Below are 23,713 nucleotides of genomic sequence, written 5' to 3' on the forward strand. Positions count from 1 at the left end.
TGCTGGGCGCCAAGACTATACCGAATCATATATGATTCAGGAAGGGCCTTAAGTGAAATGAGACGGACCGAATGGTGATTGGCCAGAGCAAGGTGACTCGCGCTCGCCGCTGGATCCGTGGCCACATCGACTCCGGCGACTTCGCGCCGGGCGCCCGTCTGGTTTTGGACCAGATCCGCCCGCGATCTGGCCGTCAGTCCGGTTCCCGTGCGCGAGGCACTCCGGATGCTGGAGGCCGAGGGTCTGGTTGAGTTCGAGCGCAACGTCGGGGCACGCGTGAGAATGGTGGAGACGGCCGAGTACGAGCACACGATGCAAGCCCTCGCGATCGTGGAGGGCGCGGCAACCGGCCTGTCGGCACCGTCGGTGCGAGCCGAAGACCTGAGGCGGGCGCGGAGCGCGAACCAGAAGCTGCGCCAGTGCCTCGACGACTTCGATCTGGCGGCCTTCACCCGAAAGAACCGTGAGTTCCACGAGGCGCTGTTCTGCAGGTGCCCCAACCCACAGATCCTCGATCTGGTGGTCCGCGGATGGCAGCGTCTGCAGATGCCGCGCCAGTCGACCTTCAGCTCCGTCCCGGAGCGGGCGCGTCAGTCCATCGACGAGCATGATGCTCTGCTGGAGCTCATCGAGTCTCATGCGGATCCGCTCGACATCGAGGTGGCGACTCGCCGACACCGGCTCAACACTCTGCAGGCCATGCGCGAATACCAGCTCGCGCACCTTGGCCTGACCGAGAGATCGGCGGTGGAGCGGACGGGGTCAGACAGTACGGCAGCGCTGTATTTCAGTCAGTGTCAACGGTCATCGGTTTCCGTGGCCGCCGGCGAGTCAGATCGGGCCCCTCAGTAGGAGGCCCGTTCGACACTTTCGTCGGCCGTCACCCAGCGTCCGGCGAGTGCCTCCGAGGCACGAGCGAGCAGGGTGACGTCGGCACCGACGAGCGCGAACGACGCACCCGCGTCCAGGTAGGACTGGGCCACCCGCGCGTCAAAGGCGTTGACGCCCACCGGCTTGGCCGTGGCGCTTACCGCCTCGAACGTGCGATGGACTGCCGCGACGACATCGGGGTGGCCTTGCTGACCCAGCAGACCCATGGATGCTGCGAGGTCGCTCGGGCCGACGAACACGCCGTCGATCCCGTCGACCGCAGCGATCTCGGAAGCGACCTCGACGCCCGCGAGCGTCTCGATCTGGACGAACAGGGATACCTGAGCATCGGCCGTGGCCAGGTAGTCCTCGACTCGGCTCCAGCGCGCCGAGCGCGCCAGCGCCGATCCGACGCCGCGTCGACCGAGCGGCGGGTACCGGACGGCTTCGGCGGCTCGTTGGGCCTCATCAACTGACGAGACCATGGGCACGAGCAGGTTCTGGGCGCCGAGATCGAGAACCTGTTTGATGATCACGGCGTCGACTGACGGTACCCGGACAACCGGCGTGATCGGGTACGGTGCCACTGCCTGGAGCTGTGAGAGCACCGACTCGGGACCGTTGGGGGAGTGCTCCATATCGATGAGTGCCCAGTCCATGCCCGAGCCGGCGCAGATTTCGGCGATCAGTGGCGACCCGGAGCACACCCAGATGCCGGCCAGCGGCCGGTTGGCGCGCGCGAGGCGGTCGCGGAACGTCAGTGGAAGCTGCATGTGATCGTCCCCATCGGTCCGTAGTCGCAGAACACGGTGTCGCCTCGCGACACCCACATGGGCCTGGTGAAGGAACCGGCAAGGATGATCTCGCCGGCATCCAGCTTCGCTCCGTGCTGGTGCAGCTTGTTCGCCAACCACGCGACTCCGGTAGCCGGGTGGCTGAGCACACCAGCGGCGATTCCGGTCTCCTCGATCGTCTCGTTGCGGTAGAGCAGCGCCCCGACCCAGCGCAGGTCGATCGTGTCGGGATGCCTCGGTGTCCCGCCGAGCACCATGCCGCCGTACGCCGCGTTGTCGCTGATGGTGTCGACGATGGTTCGTCCCTCCAGCTCGATGTGGGAGTTGAGGACCTCGAGCGCGGGCATGACGTACTCGGTGGCCCGAAGCACCTCCAGCCAGGAGCAGTGCGGGCCGGTCAGCGGCTCCTTGAGGACGAAGGCGAGCTCGACCTCGATGCGTACGTTCGAGAATTTGTCGAACGGGATCACCGACCCGTTGGGCCACACCGTGTCGTCGAACATGACGCCGTAGTCGGGCTCGGTGATCCCGGTTGCCTGTTGCATCGCCCTGGAAGTCAGCCCGATCTTGCGACCCACCATGCGACGCCCGGCAGCGACCTGCGAGTCGCGCCAGACGCCCTGAATGGCGTAAGCGTCCTCGACCGTCGCCTCGGGGTACCGGGCTGTGATCCGCTGGATCACGCGATGTGTCCGCTCGGCTTCCGCGAGCTCCGTCGCGATGGCGCTGATGGAGGCAGGGTCGAGCATTCCGGCATGCACCTTCGTCTCAGCGGCGACCGACGGAGGCAGCCGCCTGGTCCTGTGGGGGGTGGGTGTAGGAGAAGCCGTCCGCGCCGACGGTGACGGCGTGCTCCGAGGATTCGGTACGGCTCACCAGAGGCTGCGGGTTGCCGTCGAGGTCGAGGACGACGGACGCCTCGGAGTACCACGACTGGACGACCTGGTTGCCCCACCAGTCCCGCCGTTGGTTGTCGTGCACGTCCCAGGTGATGACCGGGTTGTCCGGATCGCCGGTGTAGTAGTCCTGCGTGTAGACCTCTGTGCGGTGGCCGTCGGGGTCGCGAAGGTAGAGGTAGAACGCGTTGGAGACGCCGTGACGGCCCGGCCCTCGCTCGATGCAGTCCGACAAGCGGAGAGCACCGATCTTGTCGCACAGGGCAAGGATGTTGCTGCTCTCGTGGGTGGCGAACGCCATGTGGTGCATGCGCGGGCCGTCACCGCCGGTCAGTGCGGTGTCGTGCACGGTGGCCGAGCGGCGTACCCAGGAGGCGTAGACGGTGCCCTCGTCGTCCTGGATGTCCTCGGAGAGCCGAAATCCGAGGTCCTGCAGGAAGCGAGTGGCACGAGGCACGTCCGGGGTGACCTGGTTGAAGTGATCAAGGCGCATCAGCGCGCCGGTGGGGAACAGGTCGTACCGCCAGCCGAGCCGTTCGACGTGCTCGACGTCGTGGAAGAACTCGTAGGGGAACCCGAGGGGGTCCACGACGCGCACGGAATCGCCCACGCCCTTGGAAAACCCCTCCTTGCACCGCTGGACGCTGCACCCGAGCTCGGTGTAGAAGGCCACGGCCTTGTCGAGGTCCTCAGGCGCGCGCACCCGGAAGCACGCAGCGGCCACCGCGGCGACCGGCCCCTGTCGGAGCACGACGTTGTGGTGCAGGAAGTCCTCCAGAGTGCGGAGGTACACCGCGTTCTCGTCCTCCTCGGTCACGATCAGGCCGAGCACGTCCGCGTAGAACTCGCGCGAGCGCTCGAGGTCGGTCACGACGAGGTCCATGTAGGCGCACCGCAGGATGTCGGGTGGCGCAGCCTTGGGCGTCGGGATCGGATTGTCGCAGCGAACGGGTGCCTCCGGCGAGATGTAGTAGCCGGACGAGGTGAGCGTCTTGCCAGCGTGTTTTCCCATGGTTCAGGTCCTTACTTCTCGGAACGGGCGTCCGGCACCTTGCCGAAGCTCGGGTTGTGCACGGCCCCGAGCGTGATGTGTACCGCTTGCTGGTCGGTGTAGAAGTCGATGGAGCGGTAGCCGCCCTCGTGACCGAGCCCAGAGGCCTTGACACCGCCGAAAGGGGTTCGCAGGTCCCGGACGTTGTTGGAGTTGAGCCAGACCATGCCGGCCTCGATCGCGTGCGCGACGTTGTGCGCACGTTTGAGGTCGTTGGTCCACACGTACGCCGCCAAGCCGTACCGGGTGTCGTTCGCGAGCGTGACGGCTTCCGCGTCGGAGTCGAAGGGCGTGATCGCCACCACGGGCCCGAAGATCTCTTCCTGGAAGATGCGCGCGTCGGGCGCGACATCGGTGAAGACAGTTGGTGCGACGAAGTTGCCGAAGGCGAACCGCTCGGGCTGACCGCCGCCGACGACGAGGCGCCCCTCGGTCTTGCCGACCTCGATGTACTCCATGACCTTGGCGAAGTGCTCCGGATGGACCAGCGCGCCGACCTCGGTGCTCGGGTCGTGAGGGTAACCGACGACGATGCGCTCGGCCTGCGCTGCGTAACGCTCGACGAACTCGTCGTAAATCCCGCGCTGCACGAGGATGCGGCTTCCGGCTGTGCAGCGCTCGCCGTTCAACGAAAAGACCCCGAAGATCGTGGCGTCGACCGCGGCGTCCAGGTCGGCGTCGTCGAAGACGATGGCCGGGGACTTCCCGCCCAGCTCCATCGAGAGACCCTTCAGGTACGGTGCCGCGTTAGCGAAGATCAGCTGTCCCGTGCGGCTCTCCCCGGTGAACGAGATCAGCGGGACGTCCGGATGCTTGACCAGCGCATCACCGGCTTCTTCCCCGAGACCGTTCACGAGGTTGAAGACCCCAGGGGGCAGACCGGCCTCCTCGAAGATGCCCGCCCACAAGGACGCCGAGAGCGGCGTGAACTCCGCAGGCTTGAGCACCACGGTGTTGCCGGTGGCCAGCGCGGGAGCCAGCTTCCACGACTCGAGCATGAACGGGGTGTTCCAGGGCGTGATCAGGCCGGCCACTCCGATCGGCTTGCGGTTGACGTAGTTCACCTGCCGACCGGGCACCTTGGAGGTGTCGTCGGTCTGGGCGACGATCAGGTCGGCGAAGAAGCGGAAGTTCTCGGCAGCACGTCGTGCCTGTCCGAGGGCCTGGCTGATCGGCAGGCCCGAGTCGAATGACTCGAGCTCCGCGAGCCGCGCGTCGCGTGACTCGACGATGTCGGCGATGCGGTGCAGGACGCGGGAGCGCTCTCGGGGCAGCAGACGAGGCCACGGCCCGTCGGAGAAGGCACGCTTCGCCGAGTCCACCGCGCGGTCGACGTCGGCGGACTTCCCGGCTGCCGCACGGGCATAGACTCCATTGAAGACCGGTTCGAGGACGTCGAAGGTGTCACCGTCCAGCGAGTCCACGAACGAGCTGTCGATGTAGTGCCGAATGCGCTTTGGCAGGTCTGCGGGGATGTACTGGCGATCGAGCGGAAGCGTGAGTTCAGCCACGGGCGTTTCCTGGTTCCTCTGCTGTTGTCGGGTCGGCCTGCCAGGCGCGGTACTTCGCCTGCCACTCGGCATTCATCGGGAACAGACCGTCGATGGGATGCCCTTGGGCGATCCGCTCGGCGACCCACGCGTCCTGCTCCTCCTGTCTCATGGCTGCCTCGACGACCTCGACGGCGAGGTCGGGTGGAATGACGATGACTCCGTCGCTGTCTCCGACCACGATGTCGCCCGGTTGGACCGTGGTGCCGCCGCAGGCGATCGTGACGTCGACCTCCCACGGGACGTGACGGCGACCGAGGACGGCGGGGTGCGCGCCAGCGGCGTACACGGGGATGCCGACGGCGGCGATGGCGTCGTAGTCACGCACCCCTCCGTCGGTCACGACCCCCGCGGCGCCGCGTGCGTGCGCGCGGATCGCGAGGATGTCGCCGAGTGTGCCGGAGCCGGTCTCGCCACGTGCTTCGATCACGATGACCTCGCCCTGCCCGACGCTGTCGAAGGCCTTCTTCTGTGCGTTGAAGCCGCCACCGTGGGAGGCGAAGAGGTCCTCACGGCCGGGAACGAAGCGGAGGGTCTTCGCGACGCCGACCAGCTTGTCCCCCCGGCGCATCGGTCGCACACCGTCGATGGTCACCGTGTTGAGGCCTTGTCTGCGAAGCTGCTGCGCCAGTGCGGCCACAGGGACCCGCTCGAGCCGTGCGCGCAGGTCGGGCGAGAGCGCCGAGGCGCCGGGTGCTGGCGCCCCGGGGGCCTCGCGGGTGCCCCAGGCCTCGGCACGCTGAATGTCGTCCACCTCGGGAAGCGATCCGAGCGCAGGGTCGAAATGGCGAGCACCTGCGACGACCGACGTCCGAAGCCGCCCGCTGCGCGGTGAACCGATTGCGTAGGGTGCGTCGACCTCGACTTCGACGACGTCTCCGGGAAGGACGACCGACGAGCCCGCCGGTGTCCCCGTCAGGATCACGTCGCCGACCTCGAGGGTGAAGTGCTGGGACAGATCGGCAACGATCTGCGCGAGGGGGAACAACAGCTCGGAGGTCGTTCCCTCTTGCACCAGGCCTCCGTTGACCCAGGTGCGGACTCGCAAGGAACTCGGGTCGACGCTGCTGGCGTCGATGAGGTCGGGGCCGATCGGGGTGAATCCGTCGCCACCCTTGGAGCGCAGGTTCGAGCCGCGGTCGTTCGCCCGCAGGTCGTAGAGCCCGAAGTCGTTGGCGGCGGTGACCCAGCCGACGTACGACCACGCATTTTGCAGCTGGACCCGGCGCGCCTCCGTGCCAATCACCAGCGCGATCTCGCCCTCAAAGGCGAGCAGTTCGGTCCCGGCCGGCCGCTCGATGTCCGACCCCGAAGCCGCAACCGAGCTCGACGGCTTCAGGAAGTACGACGGCGCGGCGGGCCGGCGTCCGCGCTGATCTGCGCGGGATGTGTAGCTGAGGTGGACCGCGACGATCTTGCCCGGCCGGTCAGGGAGGCCGGCGAAGCGAGGATCCGTCGGGGAGGTCGTCAATGCATGCACCGGTCCACCATCAGCGTGTCGGTGATCTGCTCGAAGCTGATGACCTTGCCGTCAGCCAGGCGCCAGATGTGGGCGACCCGGGCACGGAACGCCTTGCCCGTGGCGCGGTAGGTGCCCGTGTAGGTCCCGATCCCGATCTGCACCTCACCCGCGTCGACCACTTCATCGACGCGCAACGTGAAGCCGTCGAACATCTTCTGCAGGGCGTCGAACACGTTTTCGGCCACCGCGTCGGGACCGACGTAGGTGCCCGCGCAAGGAAAGCCCGCCGCTTCGGTCCAGCGCGTCTCCTGCGTGAGCGGTGCGAGCATGCCGGCGAGGTCCCCGGCATCGGAGGCCGCGTAGTGCTCGGTGATGATCTCGTGGTTCGTGGCCATTGGTTCTTCTCCTCATACCGGCTGGACGTCGGGGTACTTGATCGTCCCCAGCGGATAAATGTGACCGCCGGCTCGGCGGTGGTCTGCCTTCCCGTCGGCTCCGACTCCAATGAAGACGCCAGTGGTGCGGAGCGCGTAGCCGAGGTCGTGGAGCCAGACGCTCGCCACGGGAATGACGAATTCGCGGAAGGTGAACAGGTACAGGCCGGTCTCGTCGAACTTCCAGGTCGTTGCCATGTCGACGTCGCCGTGCCCGCGCTGCTCGCCCTGCAGGCACTGCCAGCAGTACCGCTCCGTGGAGAGGAAGACGTGGTCGTAGAGGTGACTCGGGCTGTAGCGGACGACTTCGCGGAAGCCTACGAGATCGCGGGTCGGGCCGGGTTTGGCGCCGGTCACGACCACGCCCTCCACCTCGCCGGCCGAGAAGCTTTGTCGCACATGGGGTACGCCGGGGGTGGGGTCGCCGATGACCGAGTGCACCAGCAGGGCGCGCCCCGTGGTGTCCGACCAGAAGACGGTGACGGCGTCCTCGGTTCGCGTGGTCAGGGGGATGTTCAGGAAGATGACGTCGTCGCGGACCCGGACGGCGTCGTACGGGTCGAGGCTGCCATCGGTCGCCGAGAGCAGTTCTGCGGAGGTCCACCGGACACTGTCGCCGTCGACGAAGTCCAGGCTGAGTCGAGTGGCGCAGTCGAAGGTGAACGCGATCCGGCGCCCGCTGAGGTCGGCGCCGGGCATCCGGTACGTGTCGATCCCGGCAGCGAAGTCGTCATAGGTCTTCCAATGGTCTTGGTTCGCGTCCTTGGTCCGATCCGAGACGCTGACCTGCTCGGTGTGGGTCATCGGTACTCCTGGTGGGTGGTGGGATCAGTCCGCGGGCGGGACCAGGACGGCCTTGATGAGTCCCTCGCTGCGTGCATTGACGGCGGCGAAGGCCTTTTCGACTTCGTCGAGGGCGTAGACGTGGGTGACCAGCGACGCGTACGGGAACCGCGCTTGGTCGAGCAACTTGAGAGCGCGCTCGTAGCCGCCAGCCGCGAGGAAGGACGGCAGCAGGTCGATCTCCCGGGTCAGCAGGAGGTCGTCCGAGGGGATGCAGAGGGTCAGCCCGGAGCCGCAGGCGCCCGCGAGGACGACCCGCCCACCGCGGCGTACCATCCGGATGGCGTCCAGCTGTGCACGGGTGTTGCCCGCGCACTCGATGACCACGTCGGGTCCGCCGGGGATGATCTGGCGGACCTCGGCGAATGCCGCTTCGCCGCTCCCGGCGACCGTGTGGGTGGCGCCGAAGGAGTGAGCGAGCATGCGTCTCGCGGTCCGACCGCCGACGACCACGATCTCGGTGGCTCCGGCGCTGACGGCTGCCGCCGCGGCGAGGAGGCCGATCGGCCCCGGGCCGATGATCGCCACCGTGTCCCCGACGCTGATCCTGCCCCGTTCGACCGCCCGGACCGAGACGGCGAGCGGCTCGACGAGCACGGCCGTCTCGAGCGGAACGCCATCGGGGATGCGGTGTACGACAGCGTCGCGCGGAGCCACCAGGTGGGTGGCATAGCCACCGGCGAACGGCCTGACCGAGCGCGGGATGTTGACGCCCATCTGGCGGCCCGCGCCTGGGTGTGTCGCCGGATCGTCGCGTACGCACAGGTTGCGCCGGCCTTCGCGGCAGCGGTCACACCGCCCGCAGACCACGAGCATCTCGACCGCCACCCGGTCGCCGGCAGCCAGCCCGCGCTCGTCACCGGGACCGACCTCCGCCACGACGCCGACGAACTCGTGGCCGGGAACCAGCGGAAACGGGTCCCCGATGTGGCCGTCGAGGAGGTGCAGGTCGGTCCCGCAGACGCCGACCCGGTCGATACGGACGACCAGTTCGCCGGTGCCTGCGACCGGTACCTCGGACCGCTCCACGGCGACGACTCCCTTGGATGTGAAGACGACCTGGACGGCTTCCTTCGGCATCGCGCCTCCTGCCTGTCGAATACCTCCGATCCTTCAAGGACCGAGCGTGCGGCGGCTTGCGCGAGCGTGCGGAGCCGTTGCTCCGCAGTGCAGAAATACTCAGCGTGATTTCCGGGCCGGTCGACTGACGTACCCGGTCGAGCGTGACGGTCGGTGCGAGGTCGATCAGCTTGAGGCCATCGGGCGTGATGTCGAGGACGGTTTTGAGCCCCGTCGATCGGGGCAAGCCCGGCGGCGAAGGAGAGACACGTCGAAGCGACGGCACCAGCCGAACATCGCGAGGGCGACGAAGCCGTCGCACCTCAAGCCGGCCGCGAAATGGACGAAACCCCGGTCGAAGACCGGGGCCTGTCCCACTTGCGCGGGGTGGACCGCAGGAACTCCCCTCGATCAGGCGCAAACCCCGTCCTGAGCGTGAAATCGGTATCCCGTTGCCTCCGGTTGGCTCCCCTCTTGCCGGAGGCGTGTACCCGGGGGTGCACCAGCCAGTGTTGAGTGGAGCCAGCATCGGCAGCTGGAAGCACACCGTAATTGATGAGCAGTGGACGCTCTGCTGCCTACCGCTAAAGGCGTCGGGCCGGGTTGAACAGCATTGTCGACATCCCCGGGGGTCGATCAGGGGTTTCCGGTCTGAGTGGTCAGGACCAGTCTATCGAGAAGTATTGGACCTCGGTAAAGGCACGGATGCCCTCACGTGCGCCTTCTCGGCCGATCCCGCTCTGCTTGACACCACCGAAGGGTGCGGACGGGTCACTGACGATCCCGCGGTTGATACCGACCATCCCGGCCTCGAGCCGTTCGGCGAACTGCATGGCCCACTTCAGGTCGCCGGAGTAGACGTACGAAGCCAGACCGAGCGCCGTGCCGTTGACCTGCGCAAGCAACTCAGCCTCGTCCGTCCAGGTGACGACAGGCGCGACGGGTCCGAACGATTCGTTCTGCACGACGGCAGCGTCTGGCGGTACTTCGATCAGAAGCGTCGGCGGGAAGAAGTGGCCTTCGCGTGTCCCTGCCTCCGCTCGGTACGCGACCTTTGCGCCCTGCTGGATCGCCTCATCGACGACGGCGCTCAGGCCGGCGACCGCCTTGGCGCTGATCATCGGGCCGACCGTCGTGCCCTCCTCGAACGCGCTGCCGACCCGGAGCTCCTTCATCGCGGTGCCGAGCCTCGTCGCGAAGTCGTCCACGACGTCGGCGTGTACGTAGAACCGGTTGGCGGCCGTGCAGGCTTGGCCGCCGTTGCGGAACTTGGCGATCATGGCGCCCGCGACCGCAGCTTGGATGTCTGCGTCCGGTGCGATCACGAACGGTGCGTTTCCGCCCAGCTCCATGGATGAGTTCACGATCCGCGCCGCAGCCTGGGTCAGCAACAGCCGGCCCACGCCCGTGGAGCCGGTGAACGAGATCTTCCTAACGCGGGGGTCTGCAAGCCACGTGCTCACGATCGCGTCCGAGCTGCTGCCGACCACGAGGTTGACGACGCCTGCCGGAGCGCCGGCTTCTTCGAGGATCTGCGTCACGGCAAGGGCTGTCAGAGGAGTTTCGGAAGCCGGTTTCAGGACGACGGAGCAACCAGCGGCGAGGGCGGGCCCGATTTTGCGGGTAGCCATGGCTGCCGGGAAGTTCCATGGCGTGGCGAGCGCCGCGATGCCGACCGGCCGCTCGGTGACGACGGTGCGTACGCCGCCGGTCGGGGAGGAGCCGTAGCCACCCTCCGGGCGCACCGCCTCCTCCGAGAACCAACGGAAGAACTCCGCGGCGTAGGAAACCTCTGCTCGCGCGTCGGCGAGCGCTTTGCCGTTCTCTGCGCTGATCAGCCCGGCAAGCTCTTCACGTCGGGCGATCATGCGCTCGAACGCCCTGCGCAGGATCTCGCCACGGTCTCGTGGCGCCGTCGCTGCCCAGCCGGCGAAGGCCGCCTCGGCGGCGTCGACAGCCGCGGTCGCTTCCGCAGCACCACCACTGGCAAACGTCGCGAGCAGGGTCTCGGTGGCCGGGTTCCAGACGTCGAAGGTTTCACCCGAGGCAGCGGCACGACCGATGCCCGCGATGTGGACGCCGTGCTCCGGGTCGAGGGCCTCGACGGTGGTGAGGACAGACTCGGGAATCATGAGGACAGCTCCTGGGGTGGTGGGTTTCGTCAGCGCGACGTGATGACGACGGGGACGCCGGTGGCCTTCAGGCCCTCGAATCCGAACTCGAGTCCGTAACCGCTGCCCTTGATTCCTCCGAATGGGACCAACGGATGGATGCCGCCGTGCTTGTTGATCCAGACGGTTCCGGCCTCGAGTCGGAGTGCGACCTCCCGCGCTCGCTGCGCGTCGTCGGACCAGACCGAAGCGCCCAGCGCCGCGTCGAGACGATTTGCCCGGGCGATGGCGTCCTCCAGGTCGGCGTACCTGATCACCGGAAGCACGGGACCGAACTGTTCCTCGTCGACAAGGGGATCGCCGTCCTCGGCGTCGGCGACGATCGTCGCCCGGAAGAAGTTCGGCCCGAGCTCGGGCGCCGGGTCACCGCCGGTGACGATGCGCCGGCCACGCGCCTTGGCATCCTCGACGAGCCGCTCGACGACGGCGAACTGCATGCGGTTCTGGAGCGGACCGAGCAGGCTCTCCTCGTCGACACCGCGGCCCATCGGCGTGGCGTTGGCGATCTCGGCAAGAGCGGCGACGGTCTCGTCGTACTGGGACTCGTGCACGTAGAGGCGCTTCAAGGCCGCGCAGGTCTGGCCGGTGTTGATGAATGCGCCCCAGAAGAGGTTCTCAGCGTGCTTGCGGACATCAGTGCCGGGGAGCACGATCCCTGCGTCGTTGCCCCCGAGCTCCAGCGTCAGCCGGGTCACGTTCTGGGCGGACGCCTTGATGATCGCCTTGCCGGTCCTGGTCGACCCCGTGAACATGATCTTCCCGAAAGCGGGATGCGCGGGCAGCGCAGCACCGACCTCGGGGCCGCCGACGACGACCTGAAGCACCCCGTCTGGCAGCACCTCGTTGAGGACCGAGACGAGCGCCTGCACCGACAACGGCGTGTACTCCGAGGGCTTCACGATGACCGCGTTGCCGATCTTCAGCGCCGGAGCGATCTGCCAGATCATGATCATGAGAGGCCAGTTCCACGGCCCGATCGCCCCGACCAGGCCGACCGGCCTGTAGATGAGCTCGGAGTAGTTCTCGGCATCGTCGACGAGCACCTCGGGGGCGAGTTCCAGGTCGGCGTTCGTGTGCAGCCATCTCTGGCATGCCTCCACCTCGAGGCGGGCGCCCGGGCCGTTCAAGGGCTTTCCCTGCTCACGCGAGACCGCATCGGCGAGCTCTTCGGCGTACTCGGCCACCTTCGCGGCCGCTGCGTGAAGCGTCATTCCCCGTGCGTGCGGAGACAGCGCCGCCCATGACCTCTGAGCGGCCACACCCCTGCTGATCATCGCCTCGAGGGCAGCGGCGCTGTCCTCACGGGTGTGGCCGATGATCTCGCCGGTAGCGGCATCCGGGATCGGGCGCCCGCCGGCATGGCTGACGCGCTCGATCAACCGATTCGTCATGTCGAACTCCTTCACTGCGCCGACGGCGCGATCGGTGCGGGAACCAGGGTTCAGGCGAGGAGGAGGTCCGCGACTCGCTCGCCGATGACCGCGCAGGGTGCATTGGTGTTGCCGGTCGTGATGGTCGGCATCACCGAGGCATCGGCAACCCGCAGACCTTCGATCCCTCGCACCCGGAGCTCCGGGTCGACGACCGCGCGCTCGTCGCGGCCCATCCGGCAGGTGCCGACCTGGTGGTGGTAGGTGACGATCAGTTGCCGGATGTACGCGACGAGCTCGTCGTCGGACGACTCGTGCCGCGGGTAGTGCGGTGACGCGCCCCACCCGTCAACGAGCGCCGGCTGCGCACCCACCTCGAGACACTGCCTGACCGACGCGAGCATCGCGGCGACGTCACGCTCGTCCTCGAGGACGTGGGGATCGATGTGCAGCCCTGCATCGGGGTCGACGTCGGCGAGCCGAAGTGTGCCGCGCGACTTCGTGGACACGATCCCCGCCATCAGCGAAAAGCCCCAGGGGATCTGCTCCATGCCGGGCTCGAGCAATGGCACGGAGAAGGCGATCGGTTGCGTGTCGGGCACCGTCAACGACGGGTCGGAGCGCCAGAACCAATGAGTCTGGGTGGTACTGCGGAACGGGGTCGGACCCTCCACCTCACGGGCGGTCGCGAAGACGACAGGAACAAGGTAGTGGTCGTGCAGGTTCTCACCCACAGGAAGATCCGCGATCAGCGGGATCCGGAGCGCGGCCAGGTGGCCGGCGGGCCCGACACCGCTGCGCAGCAGGATCTCGGCACTGCCCAAGGCGCCGGCGGACAGCACCACGTGATTGGCGGAGATGCACTCGCCCGAAGAGAGCACGACACCCGTCGCACGATCGGCGGTGATAGCTACCCGGGTCACGGCCTCGTCGGTGCGCACGGCGAGCCGGCCTGCTTCGGCGGCCGGCCGGGCGTAGGCATCCCATGTGGTGACGCGTTCCTTGTTCTCGACCGTGACCTGCTGCACCGAGACCCCGTCGAGATCGCCCACGTTGTAGTCGGTGTTGAGCTCGAGGCCTGCTTGGACGGCGGCGTCCATGATCGATTGCTGTACGGGATGGAGAGGCGTGTTGGCCCCCACGGGCAGCGGGCCCGCACGACCACGTCTCTCGTCGTCGCCGCTGAGCCAGCGCTCGATGCGCCGGTAGACGGGCTCCACGTCCTCCCACGACCACCCGTCCGCCCCCTGTGCGGCCCAGCCATCGAAGTCGGCCGGCGCACAGCGCACCCAGATCGCGGCGTTGAGGGAGTGGGAGCCGCCCAGAACGCGGCCTCGTGGCAGGTGGAGTCGCCGCCCCGCGGCGTGCTCCTGCGGCACGGTGTGGAAGTCCCAGTCGACCGCCGAGTGCCACAGTGTGTTTAGCCTGCTGACGTCCTGGATGGCGGCGATGCGGTTCGACCCACCCGCTTCGAGTAACAGGGTTCGGCGACCCGCATCCGCAAGACGCCCTGCGACGATGCTGCCGCTGGTCCCTCCCCCGACGACGATCACGTCCCAATCGCTCACCTGTTCATGCCTCCGTCAGGTTGTAGGCGACGCTCAGGCGGTCCGGATGCTCTCGCAGTTCCGCCGCTCTCGACTGCAGCGTGACGACACCCTGCGCGAGCACGGTCACTCGGGCCGCGAGTTCCAGGGCGACGCGCGTGAACTGCTCGATCAGAAGAATGCCGACGCCGCGTGCGGCGACATCGCGAAGTGCGGGTACGAGCCGCGCCACCACGACAGGCGCCAGGCCGAGCGACATCTCGTCGATCACGAGGAAGTCCGGCCGGGCGACCATCGCCGTGGCGAGCGCGAGCATCTGCTGCTGCCCACCGGAGAGCGAGCCGGCAGGGCGGTCCGCGAACTTGTGCATCTCCGGAAAGAGATCGAGCATCGCGTCGACTGCCGCTGACCGTTCGCTGCGCGGCAGCAGGAGCGAGGCGACCCGGAGGTTGTCGGCGACGGACATGTCGGTGAGCACCCGGTGCCCTTCCTGCATCGTCGCCACGCCGGCGCGCCGTACCTGATTGGGTCGGAGTCCGCGGATCGACTTCGTGCCGACGGCGACCTGGCCACTGGTCTCGCGGGCCAGACCGGCGATCGCTAGCACGACGGACGACTTGCCGGCGCCGTTCGCACCGAGGAGCGCGACCACTTCGCCGGGACCAACCTCGAGGTGTACACCGTGCACCACCTCGCGCCCACCCCGCTTGACCTTGAGGTCGTGGATGGTCAGCACGCTGATTCCTCGTCATCCTCGACACCCAGGTACGCCCTGCGAACCTGCGCAGATGCCAACACCTCGTGGGTCGACCCGAAGGCGATGAGCTTGCCGAAGTCGAGGACGGCGACCGTCCCGCACGCCGCCCTCACCAGATCCATGTCGTGGTCGACGAGCAGCACGAGTGCCCCCACTTCGTCGGGGATGCCGGTGATGAGCTTCAGCAGCCGCTCGGACTCGGTCGGGTCCAGGCCGGCGGCCGGCTCGTCGAGCAGCACCAGCCGCGGCTGCCCGACGATGCAGCGTGCGATCTCGACCAGACGTCGCTCGAGCAGGGTCAGCTCGCTCCCGAGACGTTCGGCGCGCGCCAGTCCGACGTAGTCGAGGGCGCGGCCGACGCTAGTGAGCGCGGAGCGCGTGTGCTCGGCAACAAGCCGCACGTTGTCGTACGCAGACAGTGCCCGGATCACCTGCTCCTGCTGGAAGGAGCGACGCAGACCCAGCCGAGCGCGCCGGTGCGGCGCGACCCGCAGCAAGTCCATGCCGTCCAGTTCGGCGCTGCCCGTCGCCGCGACTGTGAAGCCGGACAACACGTTGAACGTGGTTGTCTTGCCTGCGCCGTTGGGCCCGATCAGACCGCAGACACCGCGCTCGAAGGCCATTGAGACATCGTCGAGCGATCGGACCCCGCCATAACGGACGGTGACGTTGGATAGGGTCAGGCCAGCCATCAACTTTCCTCCACCCGGCGTCCGGTGCGGCTTCTCAGCGCGCTCGACAGGTTTTCCAGCTGGCCCGCGATGCCGTGGGGCGCCGTGGTGATGGCCTGGACGGTGCCGAGACCCAGGATGACGAACACAAGATTGCCGTCGACGCCCCAGGTGTTCAACAGCTGCGGAACCCAGTAGAAGAACAGGCCACCGATCACAGCGCCGGCCAGCGAGAACGCCCCCGCGATCAGAACAGTGGCGAACAACAGCACCGACTGCTGTGCCTTGAACGACACCGGGTCGAGCACGCCTGAGTTGGCCGCGAGAAGGGCGCCCGCGACTCCCGTCACCGCACTGGTCACTGCGAGGGCCAGCACCCGGTACGCCGTGGTGTTGATGCCCGAGGCCATCGCGCCGGCATCCCCCTGTCTGATCGCGGCCCAGGCGCGCCCGGGCCGCGAGGCCAGAAGCCACCACAGCAGCACCAAGACCACGATCACCACCACCGCGACGTAGCGGAAGTACGTCTGGTCGTCCTGCCCGAGCGACGGGCGCGGCATGGTGCTGCCAGAGCCTGTGGCGTCTCGTCCGACGAAACCGGGGCCGCCGTTGGGAAACCCGGTGTACCGGACGATCACTTCGAGGGCACCGGCGATCATCAGGGTGGTGATTGCCAGCGACAACCCCGAGAGTCGCAGCGCCGGCAGGCTCACGACGGTCCCGACGACTGCGGTGACCAGCGCTGCCAGGAGCAGCACCACCTCGAACGGCAGCCCGGTGGCGTAGTGCAGCCGGAGTGTGGTCCAGCCGCCCACCGCGACGAGGCCGACCTGCATGATGGAGACGAGGCCGAGGCGCCCGTACAGCACTCCGGCCGAGGCCGCAGCCAGTGAGTAGATCACCGCGACGGTCAGGGTCCGAAGGCCCAGTCCGGCCCCGATGCCAGGCAGCGACGGAACCAGGACAACGGCGAGCACAGCCAGTGCGACACCGGTGATCAGTCCGCGTGTCCGATTGCTCGCCACGGATTGCGGGCTCATGCGCGCACCACTCCGATCGTGACGGTCCGGCGCCGCGTGCCAGCCAAGATGACCACGGTGGCGATCACGAACGGAACCGCGGTCGAGAACGCTGTGATTGATGGCTGGGACGACACCAGCGACTGCACCAGCCCGATCACCAAACCGGCCACCATCGTCATTCCCAGTGAACGGAAGCGCCCGACCACGACGGCAGCCAGCTCAGGGATCACCAGGAAGGTGAGAAACGCGGGCTCGAGCCGGGTCTGGTCCGCGACCAGGACGCCGGAGATCCCCGCAATGGCACCGGAGACCGCCCAGGCGGCGTTCTCCACCAGCCGCACGCTGGTGCCGAGGACGGCAGCCAGCTCACGGTCACTCGCGAGCGCCCGCATCGCGGTACCGATCGCGGTGTAGCGAAGGGCGAGGGCGGCGCCCGTGACGACCACGATGGCCAGCGTCAGACAGATGAGCTGGGTCAGGTTCACGCGGGCGTGGGCCTCGCCGTTACCCACGGAAAACCCTGTCAGGCTGGTCGGGAGCAGCAACCTGCGGGCCTTGTCGTTCCAGAGGTAGAGCATCAGCCCGAGAAGCGCGAGGGAGAACCCCAGGGTGGCAACGGCCTTTCGCAGCTCATCGATGCGACCCAGATAGGGACCTGCCACGACGCCGAAGACGAGGGAGACTGCCGCCCCAATCGTGACGCACAAAGCGATCGCGGCCGAGGCTGGCAGCCCGTTCTCGATGAACTGCCATGCGAGCATCGCGGCAAGACCCCCGATGGCGCCGTGAGCGAAGTTGAGGACACCCGTGGTGCGGTAGAGCACGAGGACGCCGACTCCGGACAGGGCGTACACCGATCCGATGACGAGTCCGGCGACTACGAACGGCAGCAGGTTCATCGAAGTCCCTACGCGCTCGGCTTCAGCAGGCCCTGGGACTGTTCGGCGGCCTTGATGTTGTCGGTCTCCGGGTCGTCGACATCCTGGCAATCCTCGAGCGAGACCCACTTGCCGTCCTTGACCTGAGCCATCCGGGTCGCGTGGTTGGCGTGGTGCTCGTCCGCCTCTCCGTAGTACCACGGCGCGCACAGCAGGTCGGAGGCATAGCCGGTGATTCCCACCAGGGCCTTGGACACCGTCTCTCGGTTGATGGTCGACGGGTCAGAGATCTTCAGCAACGTGTCCACGAAGATTTTGCCGGCAAGGTAGCCGGCCTGGCTGAACGTGTCCCGGGGCGCGCCCTTGGCGGCGTACTTCGCCATCACGGCCCGCCACTGGTTCAGGTCCTTGCCGTCGGCCGCGTTGACCAGCTGCAGCTCCGAGTTGGCGATGAAGCCGTTCCAGTACGAGCCGATCTGTTGCCCGAACTGGGCGTCGTAGCACGACGCCGTGCACGCCCACCGTATTTCGCCCTTCGCATCCTGCTGCTCGGCGGCCTGCAGGATCGAGGCCGCGATCGGCGCGGGGTCGGCGATCACCAGGCTCGTCGCCTTGCTCGAGGCGATCTGACTGATCAGCGGGAGCCAGTTGCTCTCGGCCGGGTCGCTGAGGACGTTGCCGACCAGCTCGATGCCCTTCTCCGCTGCGTACGCATTGATTCCGGCCGACACCCAATCACCGTTTCCCACCGTCTTCAGGCCCGCAGCGAAGAACTTCGACGCCTCTCCCTTGCGTTCGAAGTACTGGAGGGTCGCGAGCGCCGAGGTTCGCGGACCGGCGTTGACGGGCGCGATGTTGGAGGACTGGAAGCACGCCTGCGGGACGCCCACACCCGTGATGGAGTACAGGTTGGCCTTCTTGTACTCGGAGTTGGCTTGCTGGCAGCCGACGAACGTAGCGTCGCCGACCATGGCGACCACGCTGGTGTCCGCCGCGTAGCCCGCGGCGAGCTGTGCGGTCTTCGTCGGGTCCAGGGCGTCGTCGCCGATGGCGTACTGGATCGGCCGACCGTTGATGCCCCCGTTGTCGTTGACGCAGTCGAAGTAGGCCTTGGCCGACTTGGGCGAGGAGGAGAAGTCGACACCGCCCGACTCGGTCGCGATCGCCGCAACCTTGATCGGGGCGCCGGTTGCCTTATTGCCGTTGCCCAGGCCGCACTTGAGGTCGGCTGCGCTCTGGGTGCCCGAGGCGCCGGGGATCGCGTCCGAGTCCGCCGCCGAGCCGCAACCGGCGAGCGCGAGGACGGCCACGCCGGCCATGAGGGCTGAGCTGGCCTTTCCGATTCGGTTCATGCAGGTGCTCCTTGGTGCTAGAAGCGTGCCGGACGCAGGGGCCGTGGGCAATTTCACTCAGCGTGCTCGCCGCAGCCGAGCAGGCATTGAACAAGGGCGAAGACCGCTTGCTTGTCCGCGCACAAGCGCGCTCTGGTTGAGTCGGCCTTGGGCGCGGTGTCGGATTGCTCCCGGTCCGTTTCGCCAGAGTGCGCCGATCGCCGTCTCGTCGACCACGTACAACGTCGTCAACGGCAGTATCAGTGTGCCGGCGAACAGCATGAACGCGCTGGAGGCCTATCAGCTGCTCATCACCCCCGCGGCGGGGGCCGCCACGGGGCAGCAGCGGTACGAGGCGGAGAACGCCACGGTCGTGAACGCCGGCCGGTTCTCATCGGGCTCGGCGTCCGACGGCGGCTACGTCGGCCAGATCGACGGTTCGGCGAACATGCGCGACCAGTCCTTCGTCGACTTCCTCGTCAACGTCCCTCAGGCAAGGGCTTACACGATGAACATCCGGTACGCAAACGCAACCGGCGCCAACGCGACGCACGGCTTGGCGTCCAACGGCGGCGGATGGTCGACGGTGACATATCCTCCCACCGGAGCCTGGGGTTCCTTCGGTGCGTCAGTGAACGTGTCGGTGAACCTCAACGCCGGATGGAACATGATCCGGCTGGCGAAGGGCGCGCCAAACTTCGCCGGCGGCGTCGGCTTCGCCGAGTTGGACGCAATCACCCTGTCGTGAGTTTCGGTGTGGCGCTCCGGTTGTCGTGGCAGCCGGAGTGCCACACCGCTCAGGACTCCGCGAGCACCGCGGTGGACGCGCGCGGAACCAGACGACACAGCTGGGCTCGCTGACCCTGTACCGGTTCCCCGTTGATGGCCGCGAGCAGCAATTCGGCGGCGCTGCGCCCAATACCTTCGAGGTCCATGTCGATGCTGGTCAGCTGTGGGCGGCAGCCCTCGACCATGACGTCCCAGTTGTCGAAGCCGACCAGCGCGACGTCGCGGGGAACGTCCCGGTCGGCCTCGCGCAACGCCTCGGCCACACCGCGGGCAATCTGGTCGCTGCCGCAGAAGACGGCGTCGACATCGGCTCCCGTGGACAGCAGCATGCCGACCGCCTGGCGGCCCCAAGCCTCGCTCCACTCGCCGTACATGGTGTCGGTAGCGGGCCGCAGACCCTCCGCGCCGAGCGCCTCGATGGCCGCAGCGGCCCGGACCTGCGCCGAATGATGGTGCTCGGGGCCGGTGATGTGGGCGATGCGGCGCCGGCCGATGGCCAGCAGGTGGCGCACCGCCTTGCGGGCTCCGTCCGACTCGTCGGGCACGACCGAGCAGTCGCGCGGGTCGGAGGAGCTGATGAACGCGTAAACAACGGGCACCGGCAGATCGGTGGCTATCGGGGTGCGGGCCTGGTTGCGGCGGCCGGTGACGATGATGCCGTCGACCTTGCGGCTGAGCAACGTTCGCAGGTAGTACTTCTCGCGGATGGGGTCGTCACGCGCGTCACACAGCAGTACGGAGACCTGGCCGGCTCCGAGGGCATCCTCAGCACCGATCATCAGCGGGATACTGAACCGGCCGATGCTGTCGGTGGTGATCATGCCGACCGTGTACGTCCGGCCGGTCTGCAGGCTGCGCGCCGCGCCGTTGACGACGAAGCCGAGTTGCTCCGCGGCCTGCTGAACCCGCAACCGCGTCTCCGGCCGTAGCGATCCTCGGCCGTTGAGGGCTTTGGAAGCCGTGCCGGTGGAGACGCCCGCGAGTGCCGCGACCTCACTGATCGTGGCGGCACGAACCGTCTTGCGCAGCGTTTCCTCCAGAGTTTCCGGCATGGGCTTTGTGAAGTGACTGTAACGCCCTCTTGACAGCTGCGCAAGGGCTCCCTAGCGTCAAGGCAATCGTTTGCCGAACGTTTCCTCTGGCAGCGATGACCGCAGCGTATCGCAACACCCCCGAAGACGCAGAGGATGCAATCGCTATGACACCTCCCCACCCGGCACGGCGTCGCCTACGTGCCGCGGCAGCCGTCGCGTTGTCGGCATGCCTGCTCGCCGCCTGCTCAAGCACCGACAACTCCGGTAGCGGCTCCTCCGGCGCAGCCGGCGGCACCTACACGATCTGGGACACCTACCCGCAGTTCGACGACAGCGCCGACTGGGTCCAGCTACTGCAGAGGTGCGGCACCGCTGCCGGCGTCACGGTCAAGCGCACCGCCTACGACACCACCGACCTGACCAACAAGGCCCTGCTCGCCGCCCAGCAGGGCAACTCGCCCGATGTACTCATCGTCGACAACCCGGTGGTGTCCACCCTCGCCGACGCCGGTGTGCTGACCACCACCGAGGAAGTGAAGATCGACACCTCCGCCGTAGCGCCAAATCTCCTCGCCGCCGGACAGATCGGTGGCAAGACCTACGGCATCCCGATCGGGGCCAACACCCTGGCCCTCTATTACAACAAGGCCATCCTGCAGGCCGCAGACGTCGATCCGGCGTCCATCAGGGACTGGGCATCGCTCACCGCCGCGCTGCAGAAAGTCAAGGCCACCGGCAAGAAGGGCATCACCTTTTCGGCGATCGGCACCGAAGAAGGGAGCTTCCAGTTCCTGCCCTGGTTTTGGGGTGCCGGGGCCAATCTCACCAAACTGGACTCGGCCGAAGGCGTCTCGGCGCTACAGCTGTGGACCGACTGGCTGAAGAACGAGTACGCACCCAATTCGGTCATCAACAACACCCAGACCACCAGTTGGCAGGAGTTCGCCACCGGTCAGTTCGCGTTCGCCGAGAATGGCACCTGGCAGTTGGCCAACGCGAAGAAGACCGGCTTCGAGTACGGCATCATCCCCATCCCGTCGAAGGCGGGCGGTACCGCGCCGGCGCCCACCGGCGGCGAGTTCGTCGCCGCTCCCGTGCAGAAGGACACCGGCCGCTACGACACCTCGCAAAAGATCATCAATTGCCTCACCAGCGCCGACAACGCCTACACCACCGACACGACGCTGTCCTACATTGCCGCGACCGAGGCGGTGCAGGCCAAGCAGGTGCAGAACAACGCCGAGCTGAAGGTCTGGGTTGAGGCGGTCTCGGCGGCGAAGGGCCGAACCAGCGACAACCTTGGTACCAAGTACCCGAGGATTTCCCAGCCCATGTGGACCGGATTCCAGGCAGCCCTGAGCGGATCCAAGTCCCCGCAGGAAGCGCTCACCGCTGCCCAGGCCGCCGCCGCGGCGGCCACCAAGTGACCATGACGCACCACTCGACGACCCGAATCCCCGCCCCGGCCGCCGTGCCGAGGGCGGGGGGCCGGCGCCGGAGGAGCGGGCAGTGGACGGCATGGGCCTTCCTCGCCCCCGTCGTCGTCTACCTCGTCGCGTTCTACGCCTACCCGCTGTACCGCAACCTCGATCTGAGCCTGCGTCACTACACGGTCCGTTCGTTCGTTCAAGGCGACGCGCCGTTCACCGGCCTGGACAACTACCGCACCGTCCTCGACGACCCGGCCTTCTGGCCCGCGGCCTGGCACACGGCGGTGTTCACCGGCGTCTCCCTGCTGTTCCAGTTCTCCATCGGCATGGCCCTGGCAGTGTTCTTCCACCAGCACTTCCGGCTCGCGGCCACGCTGCGCGCCCTGTTCCTCGTACCGTGGCTGTTGCCGCTGATCGTGTCGGCCTCCACCTGGTCGTGGATGCTCAACAGCGACTCCGGCATCGTCAACGCCGCGCTGCGGCTGCTGGGCTTGGACCCGGTCAACTGGTTGACGTCACCCACCTGGTCCCTTGCCTCCGTGACGATCGCCAACATCTGGATCGGCATCCCGTTCAACCTCGTCGTGCTCTACAGCGGCCTGCAGGCCGTGCCGTCGGAGCTCTACGAGGCCGCGGCGCTGGATGGCGCCACCCCGTGGGACGCCTTCTGGCGAGTGACCTTCCCACTGCTGCGCCCGGTCTCGGCGGTCACCCTGCTGCTCGGGCTGATCTACACCGTCAAGGTGTTCGACATCATCTGGATCATGACGAAGGGCGGCCCCGCGGACGCGTCAACCACCCTGGCCACCTGGTCGTACCGGCTCGGATTCGGCAACCTGTTGCCGGAGTTCGGCCCAGGCGCGGCGGTCGGCAACCTGCTCATCATCGTGGCGATGGCCTTCGGCCTGCTCTACATCCGCACCCAGCGGAAGGCACTGCGATGAACCGTTCGGTGAAAACCGCCGTCGGCGTCGTGCTGACCGCGATCATGTTGTTCCCGGTGTACTGGATGATCAACGTGTCCTTCACCAGGGACGCCGACATGCGCGACGACCCGCCCCATCTGTTCCCCATGGACGGCACCCTCGAGGGCTACCGCGCCGTTATCGACCAGCAGTTGCCGTACCTCGGCACCAGCATGTTCGTTGGGCTCGGCACCGTCCTGCTCACGGTGGTGCTGTCCGCGCCGGCCGGCTACGCGCTGGCCAAACTCCGTCCACGCGGCGGCGGCGTGTTGAGCTTCATGCTGCTCGTCGCGCAGATGATCCCGGGCGTCATCATGGCGATGGGCTTCTACGCCATCTACCTCAAGCTCGGCATGCTCAACACCGCCGCCGGACTGATCCTGGCCGACTCCACCATCGCCGTGCCGTTCGGCGTCCTCATCTTCACCGCGTTCATGTCCGGTATCCCGCAGGAGCTGACCGCGGCTGCCCAGATCGACGGAGCGCGGGCGTTCCGTACGTTCTGGTCGGTGATCCTGCCGCTCAGCCGCAACGCCATCGTGACAGTCAGCCTCTTCGCCTTCCTGTGGGCCTGGTCGGACTTCGTCTTCGCCACCACCCTCGACGGCGGCGGCACCGCCCAACCCATCACGCTCGGCATCTACCACTACATCGGCAACAACAACCAGCAATGGAACGCCATCATGGCCACCGCCGTGGTCGCGTCCATCCCCGCGACGCTGCTGCTCATCGTGGCCCAGCGTTACGTGGCCGCCGGCGTCACCGCCGGCGCCGTCAAGGACTGAGGAA

22 protein-coding genes are annotated in these 23,713 nt (G+C 67.4%); 5 read left to right on the forward strand and 17 right to left on the reverse strand.

Annotated elements, in window-relative coordinates; translation table 11 throughout:
- Nucleotides 1-117 precede the first annotated feature (117 nt).
- Nucleotides 118-852 (forward strand): GntR family transcriptional regulator, encoded by a 735-nt coding sequence (locus E1193_RS07700; RefSeq protein ID WP_279433308.1) that lies wholly within the window; start codon nucleotides 118-120, stop codon nucleotides 850-852.
- Here the strand turns inward: E1193_RS07700 and E1193_RS07705 are convergent.
- The 16 genes from E1193_RS07705 to E1193_RS07785 form a co-directional block, all read right to left on the reverse strand.
- Nucleotides 846-1,643 carry an HpcH/HpaI aldolase/citrate lyase family protein gene (locus E1193_RS07705; protein ID WP_132181619.1) on the reverse strand — a complete coding sequence of 266 codons (798 nt, stop codon included), beginning with the start codon at nucleotides 1,641-1,643 and terminating at the stop codon, nucleotides 846-848. The two genes, E1193_RS07700 and E1193_RS07705, sit on opposite strands and share 7 nt — an antisense overlap.
- Complete coding sequence (gene hpaH / locus E1193_RS07710; RefSeq protein ID WP_132181621.1) at nucleotides 1,628-2,413, reverse strand: 2-oxo-hept-4-ene-1,7-dioate hydratase; 786 nt, start codon at nucleotides 2,411-2,413, stop codon at nucleotides 1,628-1,630. The genes E1193_RS07705 and hpaH overlap by 16 nt, the downstream gene beginning before the upstream one ends.
- Nucleotides 2,414-2,432: 19 nt before the next feature.
- Nucleotides 2,433-3,572: a 3,4-dihydroxyphenylacetate 2,3-dioxygenase gene (gene hpaD, locus E1193_RS07715; RefSeq protein ID WP_132181623.1), complete on the reverse strand. Its 1,140-nt coding sequence runs from the start codon at nucleotides 3,570-3,572 to the stop codon at nucleotides 2,433-2,435.
- Nucleotides 3,573-3,583: 11 nt separating this feature from the next.
- A complete protein-coding gene (gene hpaE, locus E1193_RS07720; RefSeq protein WP_243707375.1) occupies nucleotides 3,584-5,122 on the reverse strand; it encodes a 5-carboxymethyl-2-hydroxymuconate semialdehyde dehydrogenase in 1,539 nt (512 codons plus the stop codon).
- Nucleotides 5,115-6,641, reverse strand: a complete 1,527-nt coding sequence (locus E1193_RS07725) for a fumarylacetoacetate hydrolase family protein (protein WP_132181627.1) — start codon at nucleotides 6,639-6,641, stop codon at nucleotides 5,115-5,117. The genes hpaE and E1193_RS07725 overlap by 8 nt, the downstream gene beginning before the upstream one ends.
- A complete protein-coding gene (locus E1193_RS07730) occupies nucleotides 6,629-7,018 on the reverse strand; it encodes a nuclear transport factor 2 family protein (protein WP_132181629.1) in 390 nt (129 codons plus the stop codon). The genes E1193_RS07725 and E1193_RS07730 overlap by 13 nt, the downstream gene beginning before the upstream one ends.
- Before the next feature lie 12 nt (nucleotides 7,019-7,030).
- Entirely contained in the window at nucleotides 7,031-7,861 is an 831-nt protein-coding gene (locus tag E1193_RS07735) for a MoaF C-terminal domain-containing protein (RefSeq protein WP_132181631.1), read from the reverse strand.
- 24 nt (nucleotides 7,862-7,885) lie between these two features.
- Entirely contained in the window at nucleotides 7,886-8,980 is a 1,095-nt protein-coding gene (locus E1193_RS07740; RefSeq protein WP_132181633.1) for an alcohol dehydrogenase catalytic domain-containing protein, read from the reverse strand.
- 638 nt (nucleotides 8,981-9,618) lie between these two features.
- Entirely contained in the window at nucleotides 9,619-11,091 is a 1,473-nt protein-coding gene (locus E1193_RS07750; RefSeq protein ID WP_132181635.1) for an NAD-dependent succinate-semialdehyde dehydrogenase, read from the reverse strand.
- Nucleotides 11,092-11,120: 29 nt separating this feature from the next.
- Nucleotides 11,121-12,521 carry an aldehyde dehydrogenase family protein gene (locus E1193_RS07755; RefSeq protein ID WP_132181637.1) on the reverse strand — a complete coding sequence of 467 codons (1,401 nt, stop codon included), beginning with the start codon at nucleotides 12,519-12,521 and terminating at the stop codon, nucleotides 11,121-11,123.
- A gap of 50 nt (nucleotides 12,522-12,571) precedes the next feature.
- Nucleotides 12,572-14,068, reverse strand: a complete 1,497-nt coding sequence (locus tag E1193_RS07760) for a GMC family oxidoreductase (protein ID WP_132181639.1) — start codon at nucleotides 14,066-14,068, stop codon at nucleotides 12,572-12,574.
- Nucleotides 14,069-14,072: 4 nt separating this feature from the next.
- Nucleotides 14,073-14,783 carry an ATP-binding cassette domain-containing protein gene (locus tag E1193_RS07765; RefSeq protein WP_207922617.1) on the reverse strand — a complete coding sequence of 237 codons (711 nt, stop codon included), beginning with the start codon at nucleotides 14,781-14,783 and terminating at the stop codon, nucleotides 14,073-14,075.
- The gene (locus E1193_RS07770; RefSeq protein WP_132181643.1) at nucleotides 14,777-15,496 is read right to left on the reverse strand and encodes an ATP-binding cassette domain-containing protein; all 720 of its coding nucleotides are present in this window, start codon (nucleotides 15,494-15,496) and stop codon (nucleotides 14,777-14,779) included. The genes E1193_RS07765 and E1193_RS07770 overlap by 7 nt, the downstream gene beginning before the upstream one ends.
- Complete coding sequence (locus E1193_RS07775) at nucleotides 15,496-16,515, reverse strand: branched-chain amino acid ABC transporter permease (RefSeq protein WP_132181645.1); 1,020 nt, start codon at nucleotides 16,513-16,515, stop codon at nucleotides 15,496-15,498. The genes E1193_RS07770 and E1193_RS07775 overlap by 1 nt, the downstream gene beginning before the upstream one ends.
- The gene (locus E1193_RS07780; RefSeq protein ID WP_132181647.1) at nucleotides 16,512-17,396 is read right to left on the reverse strand and encodes a branched-chain amino acid ABC transporter permease; all 885 of its coding nucleotides are present in this window, start codon (nucleotides 17,394-17,396) and stop codon (nucleotides 16,512-16,514) included. The genes E1193_RS07775 and E1193_RS07780 overlap by 4 nt, the downstream gene beginning before the upstream one ends.
- A gap of 8 nt (nucleotides 17,397-17,404) precedes the next feature.
- Nucleotides 17,405-18,685: an ABC transporter substrate-binding protein gene (locus E1193_RS07785; RefSeq protein WP_165945676.1), complete on the reverse strand. Its 1,281-nt coding sequence runs from the start codon at nucleotides 18,683-18,685 to the stop codon at nucleotides 17,405-17,407.
- Nucleotides 18,686-18,725: 40 nt separating this feature from the next.
- On the opposite strand from E1193_RS07785, the gene E1193_RS07790 reads away from it, so the two are divergent.
- Entirely contained in the window at nucleotides 18,726-19,454 is a 729-nt protein-coding gene (locus E1193_RS07790; RefSeq protein ID WP_207922618.1) for a CBM35 domain-containing protein, read from the forward strand.
- A 49-nt stretch (nucleotides 19,455-19,503) separates the two neighbouring features.
- Here the strand turns inward: E1193_RS07790 and E1193_RS07795 are convergent, their stop codons facing one another.
- The gene (locus tag E1193_RS07795) at nucleotides 19,504-20,547 is read right to left on the reverse strand and encodes a LacI family DNA-binding transcriptional regulator (RefSeq protein ID WP_132181651.1); all 1,044 of its coding nucleotides are present in this window, start codon (nucleotides 20,545-20,547) and stop codon (nucleotides 19,504-19,506) included.
- Nucleotides 20,548-20,693: 146 nt separating this feature from the next.
- Here E1193_RS07795 and E1193_RS07800 point away from each other — a divergent pair, with 146 nt between their 5' ends.
- From E1193_RS07800 to E1193_RS07810, 3 genes are read left to right on the forward strand one after another with little or no spacing between them, the layout of a single operon-like run.
- Complete coding sequence (locus E1193_RS07800; RefSeq protein ID WP_132181675.1) at nucleotides 20,694-21,956, forward strand: extracellular solute-binding protein; 1,263 nt, start codon at nucleotides 20,694-20,696, stop codon at nucleotides 21,954-21,956.
- Nucleotides 21,957-21,958: 2 nt separating this feature from the next.
- The gene (locus E1193_RS07805) at nucleotides 21,959-22,903 is read left to right on the forward strand and encodes a sugar ABC transporter permease (protein WP_132181653.1); all 945 of its coding nucleotides are present in this window, start codon (nucleotides 21,959-21,961) and stop codon (nucleotides 22,901-22,903) included.
- On the forward strand, nucleotides 22,900-23,709 hold the full coding sequence (locus tag E1193_RS07810; RefSeq protein ID WP_132181655.1) for a carbohydrate ABC transporter permease: 810 nt from the start codon (nucleotides 22,900-22,902) through the stop codon (nucleotides 23,707-23,709). Before E1193_RS07805 ends, E1193_RS07810 begins: the two co-directional genes overlap by 4 nt.
- Nucleotides 23,710-23,713 lie beyond the last annotated feature (4 nt).

Source organism: Micromonospora sp. KC606 (assembly GCF_004348675.1).
Taxonomy (GTDB): Bacteria; Actinomycetota; Actinomycetes; order Mycobacteriales; family Micromonosporaceae; genus Micromonospora.